Annotated in this window: 18 protein-coding genes and 1 riboswitch; of the genes, 16 read left to right on the top strand and 2 right to left on the bottom strand. The window is 69.0% G+C overall.

Annotated elements, in window-relative coordinates:
* Positions 1-76: 76 nt before the first annotated feature.
* Positions 77-997 carry a PHP domain-containing protein gene (locus Q4G14_RS04465; protein WP_303360532.1) on the bottom strand — a complete coding sequence of 307 codons (921 nt, stop codon included), beginning with the start codon at positions 995-997 and terminating at the stop codon, positions 77-79.
* 187 nt (positions 998-1184) lie between these two features.
* Between Q4G14_RS04465 and Q4G14_RS04460 the strand changes: the two genes are divergently transcribed.
* The 12 genes from Q4G14_RS04460 (at position 1185) to cobJ (ending at position 14272) form a co-directional block, all read left to right on the top strand.
* Complete coding sequence (locus Q4G14_RS04460; protein ID WP_303360531.1) at positions 1185-2333, top strand: UDP-galactopyranose mutase; 1149 nt, start codon at positions 1185-1187, stop codon at positions 2331-2333.
* 106 nt (positions 2334-2439) lie between these two features.
* Positions 2440-3435, top strand: coding sequence for a DctP family TRAP transporter solute-binding subunit (locus Q4G14_RS04455; RefSeq protein ID WP_303360530.1), 996 nt, complete (start codon positions 2440-2442; stop codon positions 3433-3435).
* Between the two features lie 57 nt (positions 3436-3492).
* Positions 3493-3984 (top strand): TRAP transporter small permease, encoded by a 492-nt coding sequence (locus Q4G14_RS04450; RefSeq protein ID WP_303360529.1) that lies wholly within the window; start codon positions 3493-3495, stop codon positions 3982-3984.
* The gene (locus Q4G14_RS04445) at positions 3977-5311 is read left to right on the top strand and encodes a TRAP transporter large permease (protein WP_303360528.1); all 1335 of its coding nucleotides are present in this window, start codon (positions 3977-3979) and stop codon (positions 5309-5311) included. The genes Q4G14_RS04450 and Q4G14_RS04445 overlap by 8 nt, the downstream gene beginning before the upstream one ends.
* A 1-nt stretch (position 5312) precedes the next feature.
* Positions 5313-6065 (top strand): SDR family NAD(P)-dependent oxidoreductase, encoded by a 753-nt coding sequence (locus Q4G14_RS04440; protein WP_303360527.1) that lies wholly within the window; start codon positions 5313-5315, stop codon positions 6063-6065.
* A 49-nt stretch (positions 6066-6114) separates the two neighbouring features.
* A riboswitch (cobalamin riboswitch) is annotated at positions 6115-6320 on the top strand.
* A 79-nt stretch (positions 6321-6399) separates the two neighbouring features.
* Positions 6400-6750, top strand: a complete 351-nt coding sequence (locus Q4G14_RS04435) for a DUF1636 domain-containing protein (protein WP_303360526.1) — start codon at positions 6400-6402, stop codon at positions 6748-6750.
* Position 6751: 1 nt separating this feature from the next.
* On the top strand, positions 6752-7789 hold the full coding sequence (gene cobW, locus Q4G14_RS04430) for a cobalamin biosynthesis protein CobW (RefSeq protein WP_303360525.1): 1038 nt from the start codon (positions 6752-6754) through the stop codon (positions 7787-7789).
* Positions 7790-7796: 7 nt separating this feature from the next.
* Positions 7797-10994 carry a cobaltochelatase subunit CobN gene (gene cobN, locus Q4G14_RS04425; protein ID WP_303360524.1) on the top strand — a complete coding sequence of 1066 codons (3198 nt, stop codon included), beginning with the start codon at positions 7797-7799 and terminating at the stop codon, positions 10992-10994.
* Positions 10949-12124 carry a cobalamin biosynthesis protein CobG gene (locus Q4G14_RS04420; protein ID WP_303360523.1) on the top strand — a complete coding sequence of 392 codons (1176 nt, stop codon included), beginning with the start codon at positions 10949-10951 and terminating at the stop codon, positions 12122-12124. Before cobN ends, Q4G14_RS04420 begins: the two co-directional genes overlap by 46 nt.
* Positions 12124-12753 (top strand): precorrin-8X methylmutase, encoded by a 630-nt coding sequence (locus tag Q4G14_RS04415; protein WP_303360522.1) that lies wholly within the window; start codon positions 12124-12126, stop codon positions 12751-12753. Before Q4G14_RS04420 ends, Q4G14_RS04415 begins: the two co-directional genes overlap by 1 nt.
* Positions 12750-13532 carry a precorrin-2 C(20)-methyltransferase gene (cobI, locus tag Q4G14_RS04410; RefSeq protein ID WP_303360521.1) on the top strand — a complete coding sequence of 261 codons (783 nt, stop codon included), beginning with the start codon at positions 12750-12752 and terminating at the stop codon, positions 13530-13532. Before Q4G14_RS04415 ends, cobI begins: the two co-directional genes overlap by 4 nt.
* The gene (gene cobJ, locus Q4G14_RS04405) at positions 13529-14272 is read left to right on the top strand and encodes a precorrin-3B C(17)-methyltransferase (RefSeq protein ID WP_303360520.1); all 744 of its coding nucleotides are present in this window, start codon (positions 13529-13531) and stop codon (positions 14270-14272) included. Before cobI ends, cobJ begins: the two co-directional genes overlap by 4 nt.
* Here cobJ and Q4G14_RS04400 read toward each other — a convergent pair.
* Entirely contained in the window at positions 14248-14997 is a 750-nt protein-coding gene (locus Q4G14_RS04400) for a cobalt-precorrin-6A reductase (protein ID WP_303360519.1), read from the bottom strand. The genes cobJ and Q4G14_RS04400 overlap by 25 nt on opposite strands.
* Between Q4G14_RS04400 and cbiE the strand changes: the two genes are divergently transcribed.
* From cbiE to Q4G14_RS04380, 4 genes are read left to right on the top strand one after another with little or no spacing between them, the layout of a single operon-like run.
* Positions 14996-16189, top strand: coding sequence for a precorrin-6y C5,15-methyltransferase (decarboxylating) subunit CbiE (gene cbiE, locus Q4G14_RS04395; protein ID WP_303360518.1), 1194 nt, complete (start codon positions 14996-14998; stop codon positions 16187-16189). The genes Q4G14_RS04400 and cbiE overlap by 2 nt on opposite strands.
* A complete protein-coding gene (locus tag Q4G14_RS04390; RefSeq protein ID WP_303360658.1) occupies positions 16186-16533 on the top strand; it encodes a precorrin methylase in 348 nt (115 codons plus the stop codon). Before cbiE ends, Q4G14_RS04390 begins: the two co-directional genes overlap by 4 nt.
* Positions 16530-17315 carry a precorrin-4 C(11)-methyltransferase gene (gene cobM / locus Q4G14_RS04385; RefSeq protein ID WP_303360517.1) on the top strand — a complete coding sequence of 262 codons (786 nt, stop codon included), beginning with the start codon at positions 16530-16532 and terminating at the stop codon, positions 17313-17315. Before Q4G14_RS04390 ends, cobM begins: the two co-directional genes overlap by 4 nt.
* Positions 17312-18619, top strand: a complete 1308-nt coding sequence (locus Q4G14_RS04380; RefSeq protein WP_303360516.1) for a cobyrinate a,c-diamide synthase — start codon at positions 17312-17314, stop codon at positions 18617-18619. The genes cobM and Q4G14_RS04380 overlap by 4 nt, the downstream gene beginning before the upstream one ends.
* The last annotated feature ends 4 nt before the right edge of the window (positions 18620-18623 follow it).

Genomic DNA, 18623 nt, shown 5'->3' with positions numbered 1-18623 from the left:
CGGGCGCGCGGGCCGTGCCATGGTCTGGCCCGCCGCGCCCGATCCGGTTAAGCGGCGATTTTTGCGGTGATGCCGTTTACTGCGGGCGCCACGGGTTCGACCATGCCCGCCGCCCGGCGGCGTCGATCACCGTTACCCGCAGCCAGCCCGATCCGCGCAGCCGTGACAGCGGCACCGTGGCGCGGGTCAGGCTGTCGCCATGCACGGCGGCGGCGGTGCTGCCCTGCCCCTGCACGATGACGCTGCGCACCGCGCTGCATTCCACGGTGACGCCCTGATCCGACAGGCTGATCCCGCGCAGTTCCGGCCCTTGCGAGGCATAGAAATGCCCGGCTTTCAGCGCCGCCAGCAGCGCCTCGGGGGTGTTTTCGGCGGCCTTGACCATGACCCAGCCGCCGAAATGGTCGGGTTCGGTGAAATGGCTGTCATCGGTGGCGATCAGCATGACATCGCGCCCCTCGGACAGCAGCAGATCGGCGATGCCGCCGCCATCGCCGCGATCCAGACAATTGCCGCAGCCGTGGTTGTAGATTTCCACGGCATGAGCCGATTCCAGACTGCGCGCATCCGCCAGCGTCATCCCCGACCATTGCGGATGGGCGATGGCGACAAAGGCCCCCGCCTCGCGCGCGCGGCGCGCAATCTGCGGGCCGGTTTCCATCCCCGGATGGGCGGAAAAATCCGGTGCCTCGGGCGGGGGGAAGTCGGGCGGCAGGCCGACGGCCAGAATGTGCCACAGCTCGCCGTTTTCCATCGCGCCGGAATGCAGCTCGGCCCCGATCAGGGTGGTAAAGCCGTCGTGGCGAAACCCGGTGGTGTCGGTCATCGGATAGCCGAAAAAGCCGATGAAATGGTCGGTCACGCAGGTGAAATCATAGCCCTGCGCGGCATAGCGGCGGCAGACCTCGGCCGGGGACAGCAGCCCGTCGGACCTGTCGGAATGCCCATGCAGATTGCCACGCCAGAACCGGCCCGGAGCATCGAAAAAGGAAAACATATTGACCCTTTATTTGCCATCCGCGCTGGATACACCCCGCCGCGCGGTCAGGCAACGATCCTGAAACGCCGCCCGGCTGGCCGGGGCGGGGATTGGCGCGGCGGCGATTGCTCTTTGCGCGCCATTACGCCACAGTCGCCCCCGCTTGGAACGGGCGGGGGAGCCGCCGGACAGAACGGGGGATGGCATGGATATTCTTTTGGTGGGCGCGGGCCTGTCGGGCGCGGTGATCGGGCGCACGCTGGCCGAGGCGGGGCACAACTGCCGCATCATCGACAGCCGCAGCCATATCGGCGGCAATTGCCACACCGAACGCGATGCGCAAACCGGCGTGATGATGCATGTCTATGGCCCGCATATCTTTCACACCGACGATGCCGAGGTGTGGGATTATGTGAACCGCTTTGCCGCCTTTATGCCGTTCCAGAACCGGGTCAAATCCACCACGCAGGGCGCGGTCTATTCGCTGCCGGTGAACCTGCTGACGATCAACCAGTTCTTCAACCGCACCATGCGCCCCGACGAGGCGCGCGATTTCATCGAAAACGAACAGGCCGACCGTTCGATCACCGATCCGCAAACCTTCGAGGATCAGGCGCTGCGCTTTGTCGGCCCGGCGCTGTATGAGGCGTTCTTCAAGGGCTATACCGAAAAGCAATGGGGCTGTTCGCCGCGCGACCTGCCCGCCAGCATCCTGAAGCGCCTGCCGCTGCGGTTCAATTACGACGACAATTACTTCTTTCACAAATATCAGGGGATGCCGCGCGACGGTTATACCGACATGATCGCGGGGATTCTGGATCACCCCGGCATCACCGTCGATCTGGATACGCCCTTTGCCCCCGATATGCGCGACGGCGTGGATCATGTGTTCTGGTCAGGGGCGCTGGACGGGTTTTTCGATTTCAGGCTGGGGCGGCTGGGCTATCGCACGCTGGATTTCGAACGGTTCGATCATGACGGCGATTATCAGGGCTGCGCGGTGATGAATTACGGCGACCGCGAGGTGCCCTTTACCCGCATCACCGAACACAAACACTTCAGCCCGTGGGAAAGCCATCAGGGCAGCGTCTGTTACCGCGAATTCAGCCGGGCGGCGGGGCCGGATGACATTCCTTATTACCCGATCCGTCTGGTTCAGGAAAAAGCCTTGCTGGACGATTACATTGCCCTCGCCGAAACCACGCCGGGCGTGACCTTTGTGGGCCGGCTGGGCACCTATCGCTATCTGGATATGGATGTCACCATCCGCGAGGCGCTGGATTGCGCGCGCGGCTTTTTGGCGGCGGTTGCGGCGGGCAAGGCGATGCCGGCATTCGCGGTGTCGCCGCGCTGATTGTGGCGCGGCCTGCGACGGATCGCATCTTTGCGGCTTGTCGCCGGGGCTGCTATCGGGAATGCTGCCTGCTGGCGAACGCGCCGCAAAGAGGGAGGAAAACCACATGAACATGACCCGGATCAGTCTGGCCGCGCTGGCGGCCTGGACCCTGATGGCCTTGGGCGCGCAGGCTGAAACGCTGCGCCTGTCGCATAACGTCGGTGATACGACGACATGGCAAAGGGGGGCCGAGAAATTCGGCGAGCTGCTGTCGGAAAAGACCGGCGGGGCCTATGACGTGCGGGTGTTCCCCAATGCGCAACTGTCGGGTGGCGACCAGATGCGGCAGGCTGAAATGGTCGGGCGCGGCGCGCTGGATCTGGTGGTGACATCGGCCATCAACGTCACCCCGCTGGCCCCGGAACTGGCGGTGTTTTCGCTGCCCTATCTGTATGCGAACTACGATCAGGTCGATGCCACCACCCAGGGCGAGGCGATCAGGCCGATCGAGGAAATCCTGCTGTCCAAGGGCATCAAGGTGCTGGCATGGGGCGAAAACGGCTTTCGTGAACTGACCAACAACACGCGGCCCGTCCGCTCGCCCGAGGATATGCGCGGCCTGAACCTGCGCGTGGCCGGGCCGATGTATATCGACGTGATGAACGCGCTGGGGGCCAATCCGCAGCAGATGCAATGGTCGGAAACGCTGACCGCCTTGCAGCAGGGCGTGGTGGACGGGCAGGAAAACCCCATCGGCGCGGTCATCATCCCGCAGCAGGTCTATGAGATGCAGAAATATCTGACGACCTGGCATTATTCCTATGACCCGCTGTTCCTGGGCATTTCCATCGCCAAATGGGATTCGCTGGACGCCGAAACGCAGGCGCAGATGCAAGAGGCCGCGACCGAGGCGATGGCATGGCAGCGCAAGATCAGCCGCGAGGGCACGGCCGAAGGCGTGGCCTTTTTGCGCGAACAGGGGGTCGAGGTGTATGAACCCACGCCCGAGGAACTGGCCGCCTTTCGCACCGCGACCCAGCCTGCCTTTGACACATGGGCCGAACGGGTCGGGCCGGAACTGGTGAAATCGTTTCAGGATGCGGTTGCCGCCGTCAACTGAGCCGGTCTGATGCGGGCGGGCCGCGCTGGCCCGCCGCTCGTGGGGACAGAACCAACCATGCGTTTCCTGCTGAACGAGGCGGAAAAGATCATCTGTGCGCTGCTGTTTCTGGGCATGACCGCCGTCGGTTTTGCCAATGTGGTGGTGCGCTATCTGACCAATTATTCGCTGGCCGCCAGCGAGGAATTGCTGACCAACGGCTTTCTGCTGCTGACCATCTTTGGCGCCGCCATTGCCGCGCGCCGGGGTGAGCATCTGGCGGTGACGCTGTTGGCCGGGCTGCTGCCGCGGCGGCTGCGGCAGGTTGTGCTGGTGCTGGCGATGGCGCTGTCCTGCCTGCTGCTGGCGCTGTCGGCGTGGTTTTCGTGGCAGGTGCTGGCGAATTTGCTGCGCAATGGCATGACCTCTTATGCGCTGGGGGTTCCGGCGTGGTATTATCAGGCGGCGGTGCCCTTTGGGTTCGGGCTGATCCTGCTGCGCTATGTCCAGCATGCGGTGCAGGCGCTGCGCGACCCCGACCACGCCCGGCGCGAGGTGCCCGATGTTTGATCTGCTGGGCCATATCCCCGCCGGAACGCAGATGGTTCTGGCCTTTTTCCTGCTGCTGGCCATCGGCCTGCCGGTGGCCTTTGCGCTGGGGCTGTCGGCGATCTGGGCGATGTGGGTCATCGGTTTCGGCTTTGATCTGGCGGGTGATCTGATCGCTACCGGGATCGCGCGCTATTCGCTGCTGGCCATTCCGTTCTTTATCCTTGCCGGCGCGCTGATGGGCAGTCTGGGCATTGCGGAACGGATGATCCGCTTTTTCCGGGTGCTGATCGGCAATCTGCCGGGCGGGATGGGCGTGGTCGGCACCATCGTCTGCCTGTTCTGGGGCGCGGTCAGCGGGTCTGGCCCGGCATCGGTCGCGGCCATCGGCCCGATGCTGATCCGCGCGATGGAGGAAGACGGCTATGACCGCGCCTTCGCCGCCGGGCTGGTCTGCACGGGGGCGGCGTTTTCCATCGTCATCCCGCCCTCGATCGGGCTGGTGATCTATGGGGTGATCGCGGAAACCTCGATTTCGCGGCTGTTCATCGCGGCGATCATTCCGGGCATCTTCATGGGGCTGATGATGCTGGCGGTGCTGCCGTTCGCGCGCCGCCATGGCGGGCAGGGGCGGGCGGCGCTGGACCGGCTCAGCCCCGACCCATGGGCCGGGCTGCCCTATGGCGCGCGGCTGTGGCGGTCGTTTTGCGGCAGTTTCTGGGGGCTGATGACGCCTGCGGTGATTCTGGGCGGCATCTATTCCGGCGTCTTTACCCCGACCGAGGCGGCGCTGGTCGCCACCGTCTATGCGCTGCTGATCGGGGGGCTGGTCTATCGCACGCTGACGCTGCGGGGGCTGTATCAGTCGCTGAGCGATGCGGCGGCCTCATCTGCGGTGGTGATGCTGGTGGTGGCCTATGCCAGCCTGTTCGGCTGGGTGGTCACGGTCGAGGATCTGGTCGGCAGCTATTCCGGTGCGCTGCTGGGGCTGTCGGATAACCAATGGGTGATCCTGCTGGTCATCATGCTGATCTTGCTGGTTGCGGGCATGTTCATGGATGCGGTGACGGTGATGTTCATCTCGTTGCCGATCTTTTTGCCCATCGTGCGGCAGATGGGCTGGGACCCGGTCTGGTTCGGAGTGCTGCTGATGGTCAATCTGGCCATCGGGCTGATTACACCGCCGGTCGGCATCAACCTGTATGTGGCCGCCAATGTCACCCGGCTGCCGATTGAAAGGGTGGCGCGCGGCACGCTGCCGTTCTTGCTGGCCAGCCTGATCGGGCTGATCGGCGTGGCCCTGGTGCCGCAGATGTCGCAGATTTTGCTAAGATGGACAGGGGGCTGACATGTCGCTGACGGCTATTGTCACGGGGGCCGCGCGCGGGATCGGGCTGGCAACCGCAAGGCTGTTTCTGGAACAGGGGCGGCGCGTGGCCATGATCGACCGCGACGCCCCGGCGCTGGAACAGGCGGCAGCGGGGCTGGATGGCGCGCTGCCCATCCTGTGCGACGTATCGCAGCCCGATCAGGTGGCGGCGATGGTGGCGCAGGTCGTGGCGGCCTTCGGGCGCATCGACGCGCTGGTGAACAATGCCGGAGTGGCCGATTTCCGGCCCATGGCGCAGACCGATTTCCAGATCTGGCGCAGCGTGATGCAGACCAATCTGGACGGCGTGTTCCTGACCTCGCAGGCTGTGATCCCGCACCTTAACGACGGGCGCGGGGCCATCGTCAACATCGCCTCGATCAGCGGGCTGCGGGCATCGACGCTGCGGGTGGCCTATGGCACCTCCAAGGCGGCGGTGATCCACCTGACCCGCCAGCAGGCGGCCGAGCTGGGCGAGCGTGGCATCCGCGCCAATTGCGTCGCGCCGGGGCCGGTGGATACCAAGCTGGCGCTGGCGGTGCATACCCCGGCCATCCGCGCCGCCTATCACGATGCGATCCCGCTGAACCGTTACGGCTCCGAACGCGAAATTGCGGCGGTGATCGGGTTTCTGTGTTCCGATGCCGCCGCCTATGTCACCGGGCAGGTGATCGCGGCGGATGGCGGGTTCGAAGCCACCGGCGTCGGCCTGCCCGCCCTGCGCGACGGCTGATCGCACGGGTTGCCCTGTGGACGGCGCTTGACTCGGGCGCCGGGGCGGCGCAGAAAATGCGGGCGCATGACCTGTCGCAGACAGGTGGAAAGGGAACAGGCGCGGGGTTTCCCCGCAGCCGGGCCGCCCCCGCGACCGTGACCGGAGAGGATCTTCGGGCCACTGGCCATCCGGCTGGGAAGGCGACGATCCGCTGGGGCAGATGCGCCCCTGAATCCGCAAGCCGGGAAACCTGCCAGCGCAAGACGCAAACCGGACGGGGTGTGCCGGTGACGGGTCGTTCCCTGTGCGGCGCCCGCCATCGTTCCCCTTGTCCCCCGACCCCGAGGGCCGCATGTCCGGCGTTGAAATTCTGGTCTGTGCCACCTGCAAGACCCCCGGCTTTGCCGGTGAAACCCGTCCGGGTGCCGATCTGCTGGCGGCGCTGGCCGATGCGCCGCCGCCCGGTGTGCGCGTGACCGCCGTGGACTGCCTGTCCAACTGCAACCGGGGCTGCACCATTGCGCTGCGCGGGCCGGGGCGCTGGACCTATGTTTACGGCGACATCGACCCGGCGCGGGATCTGCCCGATCTGCTGGCCGGTGCCGCCGCCTATGCCGATACGCCTGACGGGCTGGTGCCATGGCGTGCCCGCCCGGTTCTGTTTCGCAAACACTGCATCGCCCGTATCCCACCAGAGGTTTGACATGTCCGATCTGTCCAAAGTCCCCGTTACCGTCGTCACCGGCTTTCTTGGTTCAGGCAAGACGACGCTTATCAGCAATCTGATCCGCAATTCCGGCGGGCGGCGGCTGGCTGTCGTGGTGAATGAATTCGGCACGCTGGGCGTCGACGGCGAAATCCTGAAGGGCTGCGCCATCCCCGATTGCCCGGCGGAAAACATCGTCGAGCTGGCCAATGGCTGTATCTGCTGCACCGTCGCCGATGACTTTATCCCCACGGTCGAGGCGCTGCTGGCGCTGGACCCGCGTCCCGACCACATCCTGATCGAGACATCCGGTCTGGCCCTGCCCAAGCCGCTGCTGCGCGCCTTTGACTGGCCCGCGATCCGGTCGCGCATCACCGTGGACGGTGTGGTGGCGCTGGCCGATGCCGAGGCGGTGGCGGCGGGCCGCTTTGCCCCCGATGTGGCGGCGGTGGATGCGCAGCGCGCCGCCGATGACAGCATCGACCACGAAACCCCGCTGTCCGAGGTGTTCGAGGATCAGATCGCCTGCGCCGACCTGATCCTGCTGACGAAACCCGATCTGGCCGGGCCTGACGGCGTGGCAGCGGCGCGCGCCGTGATCGAGGCCGAAATGCAGCGCAAGGTTCCGGTGATCGAGGTGGCCGAGGGTGCCGCCGATCCGCGCGTTCTGCTGGGCCTTGGTGCCGCGGCCGAAGATGATCTGGACGCCCGGCCCAGCCATCACGACGGCCATGACGATCACGAACACGACGATTTCGACACCGTGGTGGTCGAGATGGGTGAAATCGCCGATCCCGCCGATCTGACCCGCCGCATCGAGGATCTGGCCCGCGCCCGCGATATTTTGCGGGTCAAGGGCTATGCCGCCGTCACCGGCAAGCCGATGCGGCTGTTGGTGCAGGCGGTCGGATCGCGCATCCGCTATCAGTTTGACCGGCCCTGGGCGGCCGATGAACCGCGCCGCACCCGGCTGGTGGTGATCGCCGAACATGACCGCGTGGACGAGGCCGCGATCCGCGCCGGGCTGGGGGCCTGACCCGCCCATGCATGTCGTCTTTCGCGAAAGCCACGGGCTTGAGGAAACGGCGGTTCCCACCGATCCGGGGCAAACCCCCGCCGATCTGGTGGTGCTGTCCTATTCCGACAGCGATCTGGGGGCTTTCGCGGCAGGCTGGCAGGGGTCGGGGCTGCCGTCCACGCGGCTGCTGAACCTGTCGGTGCTGGCGCATCCGCTGTCGGTCGATACCTATGCCGATACGGTGCTGGCCCATGCGCGGGCGATCCTGATCCGGCTGATCGGCGGGCAATCCTATTGGGCCTATGGGTTGCAGGTGGTGCGGACCCTGGCCAAGGAACGCGGCATCGCGCTGGCGGTGCTGCCTGCGGACGGGCGGCCCGATGCCCAGCTTGATGCGGCCTCGACGCTGCCGGTGCCCATGCTGCGCGCGCTGTCGCGGCTGTGCGAGGCAGGCGGCGCCGAATCCGCCCGCGCCGCACTGCACCTGCTGGCCGGGGATCAGGTGCCATCGCCGCCTGCGCTGGCCGATGTGGGCGGCTGGCATCCGGCCAGCGGCGTCATCTGCCCAAGCCAAGGCGTGTCAGACGGCAAGCCGCTGATCCTGCTGGTGTTTTACCGCGCCTATCTGGCCGCTGCCGACACCGCCCCCTTTGCCGCCCTGACCAACGAGCTGGAATCGCGCGGCTATGCCGTGTTGTCGCTGTTCGTGCCGTCGCTGAAACAGCCGCAGGCGCGTGGCTGGCTGGCGGATTGGGTGGCGCGGCTGCGCCCGGCGGCGATCATCAACGCCACCGCCTTTTCCGCCCGCGACGATGCCGGCACCACGCCGCTGGACGGGGCCGGGGTGCCGGTGTTCCAGATCGCGCTGGCCACCAACGACCGCGCCCGCTGGCACGGCGCGGCGCGCGGCCTGTCGCCCGCCGATCTGGCCATGCATGTCGTCCTGCCCGAGGTGGATGGCCGTATCTTTGCCGGGGTGGCCAGCTTCAAGGGGCTGGCCCCGCGCGATGCCGCGCTGGAGTTTGCCCGCGCCGAACACCGCCCCGATCCGGCCTGCATCACCGCGATTGCCGATCGCGTCACCGGCTGGCTGCGGCTGGCGGCCCCGCCGGTGCAGCGGCGTCCGGCGCTGATCCTGTCCACCTATCCCGGCAAGGGCTGGAACATGGCCCATGCGGTGGGGCTGGACGCGCCGGAATCCGCCCGCGCGATCCTGCGCGATCTGGCCGGGCAGGGCTATGATGTGGCCGACCCCGGCGATCTGTCGGGGCTGGCCTCGGCCCGCATCGCATGGCCGCTGGCCGATTATCGCGCCGCGCTGGCGGGGTTGCCGCAGGCGCTGCGCGATGATCTGGCGCAGATCTGGGGCGCGCCCGAGGATGACCCGGATTGCGACGGGGCGGCGTTTCACTTTGCCGCCATCCCTGCCGGGCGCGCGATGGTGGCGCTGCAACCCGAACGCGGCCGCCCGCAGGCGCGCGATGCCGAATATCACGACCTGACCCGCGCGCCGCGCCATGCCTATGTCGCCTTTTACCTGTGGCTGCGGGCGCGGGGCGTGGATGCGATCATCCATATCGGCGCGCATGGCACGCTGGAATGGCTGCCGGGGAAATCGGTCGCGCTGTCCGGTGATTGCTGGCCGCAGGCGCTGACTGGCGATCTGCCGGTGATCTATCCTTTCATCGTCAACGACCCCGGCGAGGCGGCGCAGGCGAAACGCCGCATCGGCGCGGTGACCTTGGGCCATATCCCGCCGCCGCAGGTCACGGCGGGGCAGGGCGCGGGCCTGTGGCGGCTGGAATCGCTGCTGGACGAGTTCTCGAACGCCGACGGGCTGGACCCGGCGCGCCGCGACCGGCTGCAAGCCGACATCCGCGCCGAGGCCGAGGCCGTGGGCCTTGCCACCGATCTGGCGCTGGACGCGGCCACCGATCTGACCGATGCCATCACCCGGATCGACCGTTTCGTCTGCGACGTCAAGGACAGCCAGTTCGGGCAGGGCCTGCATATCTATGGCACCGCCCAAGGCGAGGCCGAAGGCCTGCGCGCCGCGCTGGCGGGGCGGCGGGTGGCTCCGGGGCCGTCGGGTTCTCCGCACCGGGGGCGGAGGGATGTGGTGCCGACCGGGCGCAACCTGTTTTCCGTCGATCCGCGCGGCGTGCCCAGCCGGTCGGCCCATGCGCAGGGCGTGCGGCTGGCTGATGAGCTGGTGCGGCGGCATTTGCAGGATCACGGCGACTGGCCGCGCAGGCTGATCGTCGATCTGTGGGGCAGCGCCACCATGCGCACCGCGGGCGAGGAATTCGCCATGGCCCTGCATCTGATCGGCGCGCGCCCGGTCTGGGATGCGGGGTCGGAACGGGTCTCGGGCGTGGAAATCCTGCCGGTTGCGGAACTGGACCGGCCCCGGCTGGATGTAACGCTGCGGGTGTCGGGCCTGTTCCGTGACGTTTTTCCCCAGCTTGCGGCGCTGTTCGAACAGGCGGTGCGCGCTTTGGCCGCGCGGGACGAAGCGCCCGACTGGAACCCCTATGCCCGCGCCCCCGGCCCGCGCGTCTATGGCCCGGCACCGGGGGCCTATGGCCTGGGCATGGCCGATGCCGCCGAGGATTATTCCGATGCGGGCCGGGCGCAGGCGGGGGCGGCGTGGCTGGCGGCGTCAAGCTGGCCGGTGGATGCGCCCGCGCCCGACCCCGATGGCATTGCCGCACGGGTGGCGGCGGCGCAAGCCTTTGTTCATATTCAGGATTTGCCCGAAACCGACCTGCTGCTGGCCGCCGATTACGCCGGTCACGAGGCGGGCTTTGCCGCCGCTCAGGCGCTGACCGGCGGGCAGGCGGCGCTGTATCACATGGATGCGCGCGACCCCGCCAACCCCCGCGCCCGCACCCTGACCGAGGAAATCGCCCGCGTCACCCGCGCCCGCGCCGCCAATCCGGCATGGCTGCGCGGCATGATCCCGCACGGGTTTCGCGGCGCGGCGGAAATTGCGGCGACGCTTGAACATCTTGCGGCTTTTGCGCATTTGGCAGGGGCGGTTCCGCCGCATCTGTTCGATCTGTATCACGAGGCTACCTTGGGCGATCCCGATATCCTTGCCTTTCTGGAACAGGCCAACCCGCAGGCTCTGGCCGCGATGCGCGCGCGGTTTGCGGCGCTGCATCAGGCCGGGCTGTGGCAGACGCGCCGCAACTCGATCATTGCGGGGCTGTCGGGATGAACGGCGTGGTCAAGGGCTGGTGCCCCGGCGCGCTGCGGCCCATGGCATCGGGCGACGGGCTGGTGGTGCGGGTGCGCCCGCGTCTGGCGCGGCTGTCGCGGCGGCAGGCGCGCTGGCTGGCGGTGGCGGCGCGGACGCATGGCGTCGGGCTGATCGACCTGACCAGCCGCGCCAATTTGCAGATCCGCGGCGTTCAGCCCGACCGGCTGGCGCAATTGCAGGAAACCCTGGCCGAGCTGGACCTGCTGGACCCGGATGTCGAAACCGAGATGCGCCGCAATATCCTGACCGCGCCCGACTGGGTGCCGGGCGACGACAGCGAACGCATCTCGGTTGAGCTGATGGCGCGGCTGGCGGAACTGCCGCGCCTGCCCGCCAAGGTGGGCTTTGCCATCGACGCCGGCTCCGCGCCGATTCTGGCGCAGGATTCCGCCGATTTCCGCATCGAGCGCGGCGAAACCGGCGATCTGATCCTGCGGGCCGAGGGGCGGGCCACCGGCTGCACCCTGACAAAAGGCGCCGAGGTGGATGCCCTGATCGCGCTGGCCCGCTGGTTCGTGGACAGCGGCGGCGAGGCGGCCGGGCGCATGGCGCGCCACCGCGCCGCGCTGCCCGTCTGGGCTGATACCGGCGCGCGGCCCCGCCCCTCGCGGCCGGTGATGGTTCCGGGGCTGACGCCTGCCGGGCTGGCCATCGGCGCGGCCTTTGGCCAGATCGAGGCCGAATTGCTGAACCCGATGATGTCGCGCAGCGTCTGCATGGGGCTGCGGGTCACGCCGTGGCGGATCATGGTGCTGGAATCGGCGGTCAATGCCGGGCCGATGCCCTTTGGCCTGTTCGCCAGCCCCGGCGCGGCCGCGCTGCGCGTCGATGCCTGCGCGGGCGCGCCCTTTTGCCCGCAGGCCAGCGTGGAAACGCGCGGCATGGCGCTGGCGCTGGCGCCGCATATTCAGGGGCGGCTGCATGTGTCGGGCTGCGCCAAGGGCTGCGCCCGCACCCGCGCCGCCGATGTCGTTTTAACGGGCCGCGACGGCGCGTTCGATCTGGCCTTCAACGCCCGCCCATGCGATCCGCCCGTGGAAACGGGTCTGACGCCCGACCAAGTGCTTGCCCGTTTCGGAGATGACTGATGCCTTACACCTACGAAACCGATGGCGCGGCCATCTATCGCCAGTCCTTTGCCACCATCCGGGCCGAGGCCGATCTGGCCCGCTTTGACCCCGATCAGGAACAGGTCGTGGTGCGGATGATCCATGCCGCCGGTCTGGTCGGGCTGGAACAGGATGTGTTCATGTCGCCGGATTTCGTGGCGGCGGCGCGCGGGGCGCTGAATGCGGGCGCGCCGATCCTGTGCGACGCGCGCATGGTGTCCGAAGGGGTGACGCGGCCGCGCCTGCCTGCCGATAACCGCGTCATCTGCACGCTGCATGATCCGGTGGTGCCCGGACTGGCGGCGGATATGGGCAACACCCGCTCGGCTGCGGCGCTGGAGCTGTGGCGCCCGCATCTGGCCGGTGCCGTGGTCGCCATCGGCAATGCGCCCACCGCGCTGTTTCACCTGCTGAACATGCTGGAAGACCCGGCCTGCCCGCGCCCCGCCGCCATCATCGGCTGTCCGGTGGGCTTTATCGGCGCGGCGGAATCCAAGGATGCGCTGTGGGCGGCGCAGCCGGTGCCCTGCTGCATCGTGCGCGGACGGCTGGGCGGCAGCGCCATCACCGTCGCCGCCGTCAACGCCCTGGCGAGCCGCGCGGAATGAGCGCGCAAGACCCAACCGTGACCCCCGCCCCGACAGCCAGCCCGGCCCCCGCCCCGGCGGCGGGCACCATTCACGGCGTCGGCCTTGGCCCCGGTGCCGCCGATCTGATGAGCGTGCGCGCCGACCGCCTGATCCGGGGCGCGCGCCATGTCGCCTATTTCCGCAAGGCGGGTGCCTTGGGGCAGGCGCGGCGCATCGTGGACGGGATGCTGGATGCGGGCGTGACCGAACATCCGATGGAATACCCCGTCACCACTGAAATCCCGGTCAGCGATCCGCGCTATAACGCCGCTTTGGCCGGGTTCTATGCCGATTGCGCGCAGCGGCTGGCCGGGCTGGCGCGGGCGGGTGCGGATGTGGTGGTGCTGTGCGAGGGTGATCCGTTCTTTTACGGTTCCTTCATGCATCTTTACACCCGGCTGCGCGATCTGGTGCCGGTGCAGGTGGTGCCGGGCATTACCGGCATGTCGGGCGCATGGACGGCGACCGGCCAGCCGATCACCTGGGGCGACGATGTGCTGACCGTCGCCATGGGCACCATGCCGGAAGCGGAACTGACCCGCCGCATCGCCGATACCGACGCGCTGGTGGTGATGAAGATCGGCCGCAACCTGCCCAAGCTGCGCCGCGCCATTGCGGCGGCGGGGCGGACAGATCAGGCTTGGCTGATCGAATACGCCCAGATGCCCGGCCAGACCGTGCGCCCGCTGGCGCAGGTCGATGGCGCGGCGCCCTATTTCTCGATCCTGCTGATCCACGGTCAGGGGCGGCGACCATGAGCGGGGCAGGCTGGGTCGCCATCGCGGGCCTTGGGCCGGGGGATGATGCGCTGGTCACGCCGCAGGTGGCCGATGCGCTGGCGCAGGCAACCGATGTGATCGGCTATATCCCCTATGTCGCCCGCGTCGCCCCTCGCGCGGGGCTGCGCCTGCACCCGACCGACAACCGGGTCGAGCTGGACCGCGCCGCCCATGCCCTGCAACTGGCGGCCGAGGGCGCGCGGGTGGTGGTGGTGTCCTCGGGCGATCCGGGGGTCTTCGCCATGGCCTCGGCCGTGTTCGAGGCGGTCGAGGGCGGTCCGCCGCAATGGCGCGATCTGGATGTGCGGGTGCTGCCCGGCATCACCGCAATGCTGGCGGCGGCGGCGCGGGCCGGTGCGCCCTTGGGCCATGATTTCTGCGCCATCAACCTGTCGGACAACCTGAAACCATGGGCGCTGATCGAGCGCCGCCTGCGGCTGGCCGCGCAGGCAGATTTCGCCATGGCCTTTTACAACCCCCGGTCGAAATCCCGGCCTGAGGGGTTCGCCCGCACGCTGGATGTTCTGCGGCAGGAATGCGCCGATGCCCGCCCGGTGCTGTTCGCCCGCGCGGTGACGACACCCGACGAAGAATTGCGCGTCGTCCCCCTGACCGATGCCCGGCCCGAGATGGCGGATATGCGCACTATGGTCATCGTCGGATCGTCGCAGACGCGGATGGTGGGCCGCTGGCTTTACACCCCAAGGTCGGCGGGATGATCCAGCCAGGCCAGCACCTCGGCCACGCTGAACGCCTGCCGGCGCGGCGGCAGGGCGGGGCGGTCGATCAGGATCACCGGCAGGCGCAGCGCGCGGGCGGCGGCCAGCTTGGCATCCGCGCCTGTGCCGCCTGCGTTCTTGGCCACGATGATCCGGGTGCCATGGTCGCGCATCAGCGCCATGTCGCCCGCAGTCGTAAAGGGGCCGCGATCCACGATCACCTGATGGCGGGGCAGAGGCGGCGGCTGATCCGGCGGATCGACCAGACGCAGCAGGTAATGATGCTGCGGCTGCGCGGCGAATTCGGGCAGTTGCATCCGCCCCAGGGCCAGCATGACGCGCTGCGCCGGGCCGCTCAGCGCGGTGACGGCGGCGGCGATGTCGGGGACATGGTGCCAGTCGTCACCGGGGCCGGGCTGCCACGGCGGGCGGGTCAGCGCGATCAGCGGTGTGCCGGTGATCTGCGCCGCTGCCACCGCATTGCGGCTGATCGTGGCGGCAAAGGGGTGGGTGGCGTCGATCAGATGCGTGATCCCGTGGCCGCGCAGGTAATCGGCCAGCCCCTGCACCCCGCCAAAGCCGCCGATGCGCACCGGCACCGGCTGCGCGCGCGGCGCGCGGGTGCGCCCGGCATAGGACAGCACGACATCGGCCCCGCGCCCGGCCAGTGCGGCGGCCAGTGCGCTGGCTTCGGTTGTGCCGCCCAGAACGAGGATACGTTGCATGGCTGATCCGTGGCTGACCATCATCGGTATCGGTGAAGATGCACCGGGCGGCCTGCCCCCCGCAAGCCGCGCCGCCATCGAAAGCGCCGAAATCATCGCCGGGGCGCCGCGTCATCTGGATCTGATCGCCGGGATCGGCGCGGGCGAACGGCTGGTCTGGCCGGTGCCCTTTGCCGATGGCATCCCGCGCCTGCTGGCGCATCGGGGGCGGCGGGTGGTGATGCTGGCATCCGGCGATCCGTTCTGGTTCGGCGCGGGCGCGGTGCTGGCGCGGCATCTGCCCGCTGGCGAATGGCGGGCGCTGCCTGCGGTGTCCAGCTTGTCGCTGGCGGCGGCGCGGATGGGCTGGGGGTTGGAAAGCGTTACCTGCCTTGGCCTGCACGCCGCGCCTCTGGCACGGGTGCGCCCGCATCTGGCCCCCGGCGCGCGGCTGATCCTGCTGCTGCGTGACGGCGCGGCGGTGGGTGATCTGGCGGCGCTGCTGGTGGCGCGGGGCTTTGGCGACAGTGACCTGACGGTGATGGAGGCTCTGGGCGGTCCGCGCGAACGGCTGCGGCACGCCCGCGCGGCGGATTACGCGCTGGATGCGGCGCATCCGGTGGCCGTGGCGGTGCAGGTGGCGGGCGGCGGGGCGGTCATCCCGTGCGCCAGCGGCCTGCCGGATGATCTGTTCGATCACGATGGCCAGATCAGCAAACGCCCCGTCCGCGCGCTGGCCTTGTCTGCGCTGGCCCCCCGCGCGGGCGAGCTGTTGTGGGACATCGGTGCCGGGTCTGGCTCAATCGGGATCGAGTGGCTGCTGGCCCATCCGGCCAACCGCGCCATCGGGTTCGAGGCCGACCCCGCCCGCGCCGCCCGTGCCCGCGCCAATGCCGATGCCTTGGGTGCCGACCGGCTGGAGATCCGGCAGGGCCGCGCGCCGCAGGTGCTGGACGGCGCGCCCGACCCCGATGCGGTATTCGTCGGCGGCGGGCTGTCGGCGGCTTTGCTGGACCGGCTGGCGGCGCTGCGCCCCGGCACCCGGATCGTGGCCCATGCGGTGACGCTGGAATCCGAGGCGCTGCTGGCGCAGGCGCAGGCCGCGCATGGCGGCAGCCTGCTGCGGGTGGAACTGGCCGAGGCCGCGCCCTTGGGCCGGTTGCGCGGCTGGCGCGCGGCCTATCCCATTGTGCAATGGTCGGTGCTGCTGTGATCGTGGCGGGGTTCGGCTTTACCTCAACCGCCGGCGTGGCGTCCTTGCGCGGGGCGTTGCAGGCCGCCACCGCCGCCACCGGCCTGACGCCCACCCATGCCGCCACCGCGCCTGACAAGGCCGCCGCGCTGGCTGTTCTTGGTCTGCCGGTGATCGCCGTGACCGACCTGCCCGCCGATACGCCCACGCAATCCGCCGCCAGCCTGCGCGCCCGCGCCACCGGATCGCTGGCCGAGGCCGCAGCCCTTGCCGCCGCCGGTCCCGGCGCACGGCTGGCGGCAGTGCGCGTCGTCTCGCCCGACCGCCGCGCCACCTGCGCCATAGCCCTGAAGGACAGCCCATGACCGTGCATTTCATCGGCGCCGGACCCGGCGCGCCCGACCTGCTGACCCTGCGCGGGCGCGATCTGATCGCCGCCTGCCCGGTCTGCCTTTACGCCGGATCGCTGGTGCCGCCGGGGGTGCTGACCCATTGCCCCCCCGGCGCGCGGATCGTGAACACCGCGCCCCTGTCGCTGGACCAGATCATCGCGGAAATCAGCGCCGCGCATCAGGCCGGGCAGGATGTGGCGCGGCTGCATTCGGGCGATCTGTCGGTGTGGTCGGCCATGGGCGAACAGTTGCGCCGCCTGCGCGATCTGGGCATTCCTTATACGGTGACGCCGGGCGTGCCGTCTTTCGCGGCGGCGGCGGCGGCCCTGGGGGCGGAACTGACCCTGCCAGAGGTGGCGCAATCGGTGGTGCTGACCCGCACGCCGGGCCGGGCCAGCGCCATGCCGTCGGGGGAAACGCTGGCCGCCTTTGGCGCGACCGGGGCGACGCTGGCGGTGCATCTGTCGATCCAGAATCTGGCACAGGTCGCCGCCGATCTGATCCCGCATTACGGTGCCGATTGCCCCGTCGCCGTGGTCTGGCGCGCAAGCTGGCCCGACCAGCGCATCATCCGCAGCACCCTGGCCGGGGCGGAACAGGCGGTGGCGGGCAGCATGGAACGCACCGCGCTGATTCTGGTCGGCCCGGCACTGGCGGCCGAGGGCTTTGCCGAAAGCAGCCTTTACGCCCCCGATTACGACCGCCGCTTTCGCCCGCAAACCGCCGATTCCATCTATAAGGACAGCCGCGAATGATACCGGGCCTGATGATTTCCGCCCCCGCATCCGGCACCGGCAAAACCACGGTGATGCTAGGTCTTTTGCGCGCGCTGGCCGATGACGGTGCCACGGTGCAACCATTCAAAAGCGGCCCCGATTACATCGACCCGGCCTTTCACCGCGCCGCCTGCGGGCGCGAATCGTTCAATCTGGACACATGGGCGATGGGGCCGGGCCTGCTGGGCGCGGTGGCGGCGCAGGCGGCTGGGGCCGATGTGATCGTGGCCGAAGGCTCGATGGGGCTTTACGACGGTGTGGCGCGCGCCGGTCAGGCCGGGCGCGGCTCCAGCGCGGAACTGGCCGCGATGATGGGCTGGCCGGTGGTGCTGGTGATCGACGTGTCGGGGCAGGCGCAATCGGCGGCGGCGGTGGCGATGGGCTTTGCCGCCTATGGCCGCGACCTGCCCTTTGCGGGCGTGATCCTGAACCGCGTCGCCAGCCCGCGCCACGAACGGCTGGTGCGGCTGGGGATGGAGCGGGCGGGCCTGCCGGTTCTGGGCGCGCTGCCCCGGCGCGGAGACCTGACCCTGCCGGAACGTCACCTTGGGCTGGTGCAGGCGGTGGAACACCCCGATCTGGATGCCGCCATCGCCGGCTATGCCGCATTTTTGCGCGAACATGTCGATCTGGCGGCGATCCGGGCGGCGGCACGGTCCAGCGCGCCGCCTGTGCCGGGCGCGCTGCCGACGCCTCCGGCGCAGCGCATCGCCATGGCACAGGATGCGGCGTTTTCCTTTGCCTATCCGCATCTGCTGGCGGGCTGGCGGGCAGCGGGGGCCGAGATCATCCCGTTTTCGCCGCTGGCCGATCAGCCGCCCCCCGATGCCGATCTGGTCTGGCTGCCCGGAGGATACCCGGAACTGCACGCCGGACGACTGGCCGCGGCGGCGCGGTTCCGCGCCGGGCTGGCCCGGCACGCCGAAACCCGCCCGGTGCATGGCGAATGCGGCGGCTATATGGCCTTGGGGCAGGGGCTGATCGACGCGGGCGGCACGCGGCACCAGATGGCGGGGCTGCTGGGCCTTGTCACCAGTTACGAGCGGCGGCGGATGCATCTGGGCTATCGCCGGGCGGCGCTGATCGCGCCGATGCCGGGCCATGCGGCGGGCGCGCATCTGGCGGGGCACGAGTTCCACTATTCCACCATCATCGACCAGCCCGACCCGCCGCTGGCCCGCGTCACCGATGCCGAGGGCGCAATGGTGCCTGAAACCGGATCGTATCGTGGCAGCGTGACCGGGACATTCTTTCACCTGATCGCGCCTGTCACGGCGGCTTGATCGG

The organism is Paracoccus sp. (in: a-proteobacteria), assembly GCF_030538755.1.
Lineage (GTDB): Bacteria > Pseudomonadota > Alphaproteobacteria > Rhodobacterales > Rhodobacteraceae > Paracoccus.
This window is presented reverse-complemented; position numbering and strand designations above follow the sequence as displayed.

Excerpts from the sequence above, each read along its gene's own strand:
- cobW (WP_303360525.1), top strand. The coding sequence starts at position 6,752 with ATGTCCGATCTGTCCAAAGTCCCCGTTACCGTCGTCACCGGCTTTCTT.
- cobJ (WP_303360520.1), top strand. The coding sequence starts at position 13,529 with ATGAGCGGGGCAGGCTGGGTCGCCATCGCGGGCCTTGGGCCGGGGGAT.
- Q4G14_RS04435 (WP_303360526.1), top strand. The coding sequence starts at position 6,400 with ATGTCCGGCGTTGAAATTCTGGTCTGTGCCACCTGCAAGACCCCCGGC.
- Q4G14_RS04415 (WP_303360522.1), top strand. The coding sequence starts at position 12,124 with ATGCCTTACACCTACGAAACCGATGGCGCGGCCATCTATCGCCAGTCC.
- Q4G14_RS04445 (WP_303360528.1), top strand. The coding sequence starts at position 3,977 with ATGTTTGATCTGCTGGGCCATATCCCCGCCGGAACGCAGATGGTTCTG.
- Q4G14_RS04400 (WP_303360519.1), bottom strand. The coding sequence starts at position 14,997 with ATGCAACGTATCCTCGTTCTGGGCGGCACAACCGAAGCCAGCGCACTG.
- cobI (WP_303360521.1), top strand. The coding sequence starts at position 12,750 with ATGAGCGCGCAAGACCCAACCGTGACCCCCGCCCCGACAGCCAGCCCG.
- Q4G14_RS04380 (WP_303360516.1), top strand. The coding sequence starts at position 17,312 with ATGATACCGGGCCTGATGATTTCCGCCCCCGCATCCGGCACCGGCAAA.
- cobN (WP_303360524.1), top strand. The coding sequence starts at position 7,797 with ATGCATGTCGTCTTTCGCGAAAGCCACGGGCTTGAGGAAACGGCGGTT.
- Q4G14_RS04465 (WP_303360532.1), bottom strand. The coding sequence starts at position 997 with ATGTTTTCCTTTTTCGATGCTCCGGGCCGGTTCTGGCGTGGCAATCTG.
- Q4G14_RS04455 (WP_303360530.1), top strand. The coding sequence starts at position 2,440 with ATGAACATGACCCGGATCAGTCTGGCCGCGCTGGCGGCCTGGACCCTG.
- Q4G14_RS04450 (WP_303360529.1), top strand. The coding sequence starts at position 3,493 with ATGCGTTTCCTGCTGAACGAGGCGGAAAAGATCATCTGTGCGCTGCTG.
- Q4G14_RS04440 (WP_303360527.1), top strand. The coding sequence starts at position 5,313 with ATGTCGCTGACGGCTATTGTCACGGGGGCCGCGCGCGGGATCGGGCTG.
- Q4G14_RS04460 (WP_303360531.1), top strand. The coding sequence starts at position 1,185 with ATGGATATTCTTTTGGTGGGCGCGGGCCTGTCGGGCGCGGTGATCGGG.
- cbiE (WP_303360518.1), top strand. The coding sequence starts at position 14,996 with ATGGCTGATCCGTGGCTGACCATCATCGGTATCGGTGAAGATGCACCG.
- cobM (WP_303360517.1), top strand. The coding sequence starts at position 16,530 with ATGACCGTGCATTTCATCGGCGCCGGACCCGGCGCGCCCGACCTGCTG.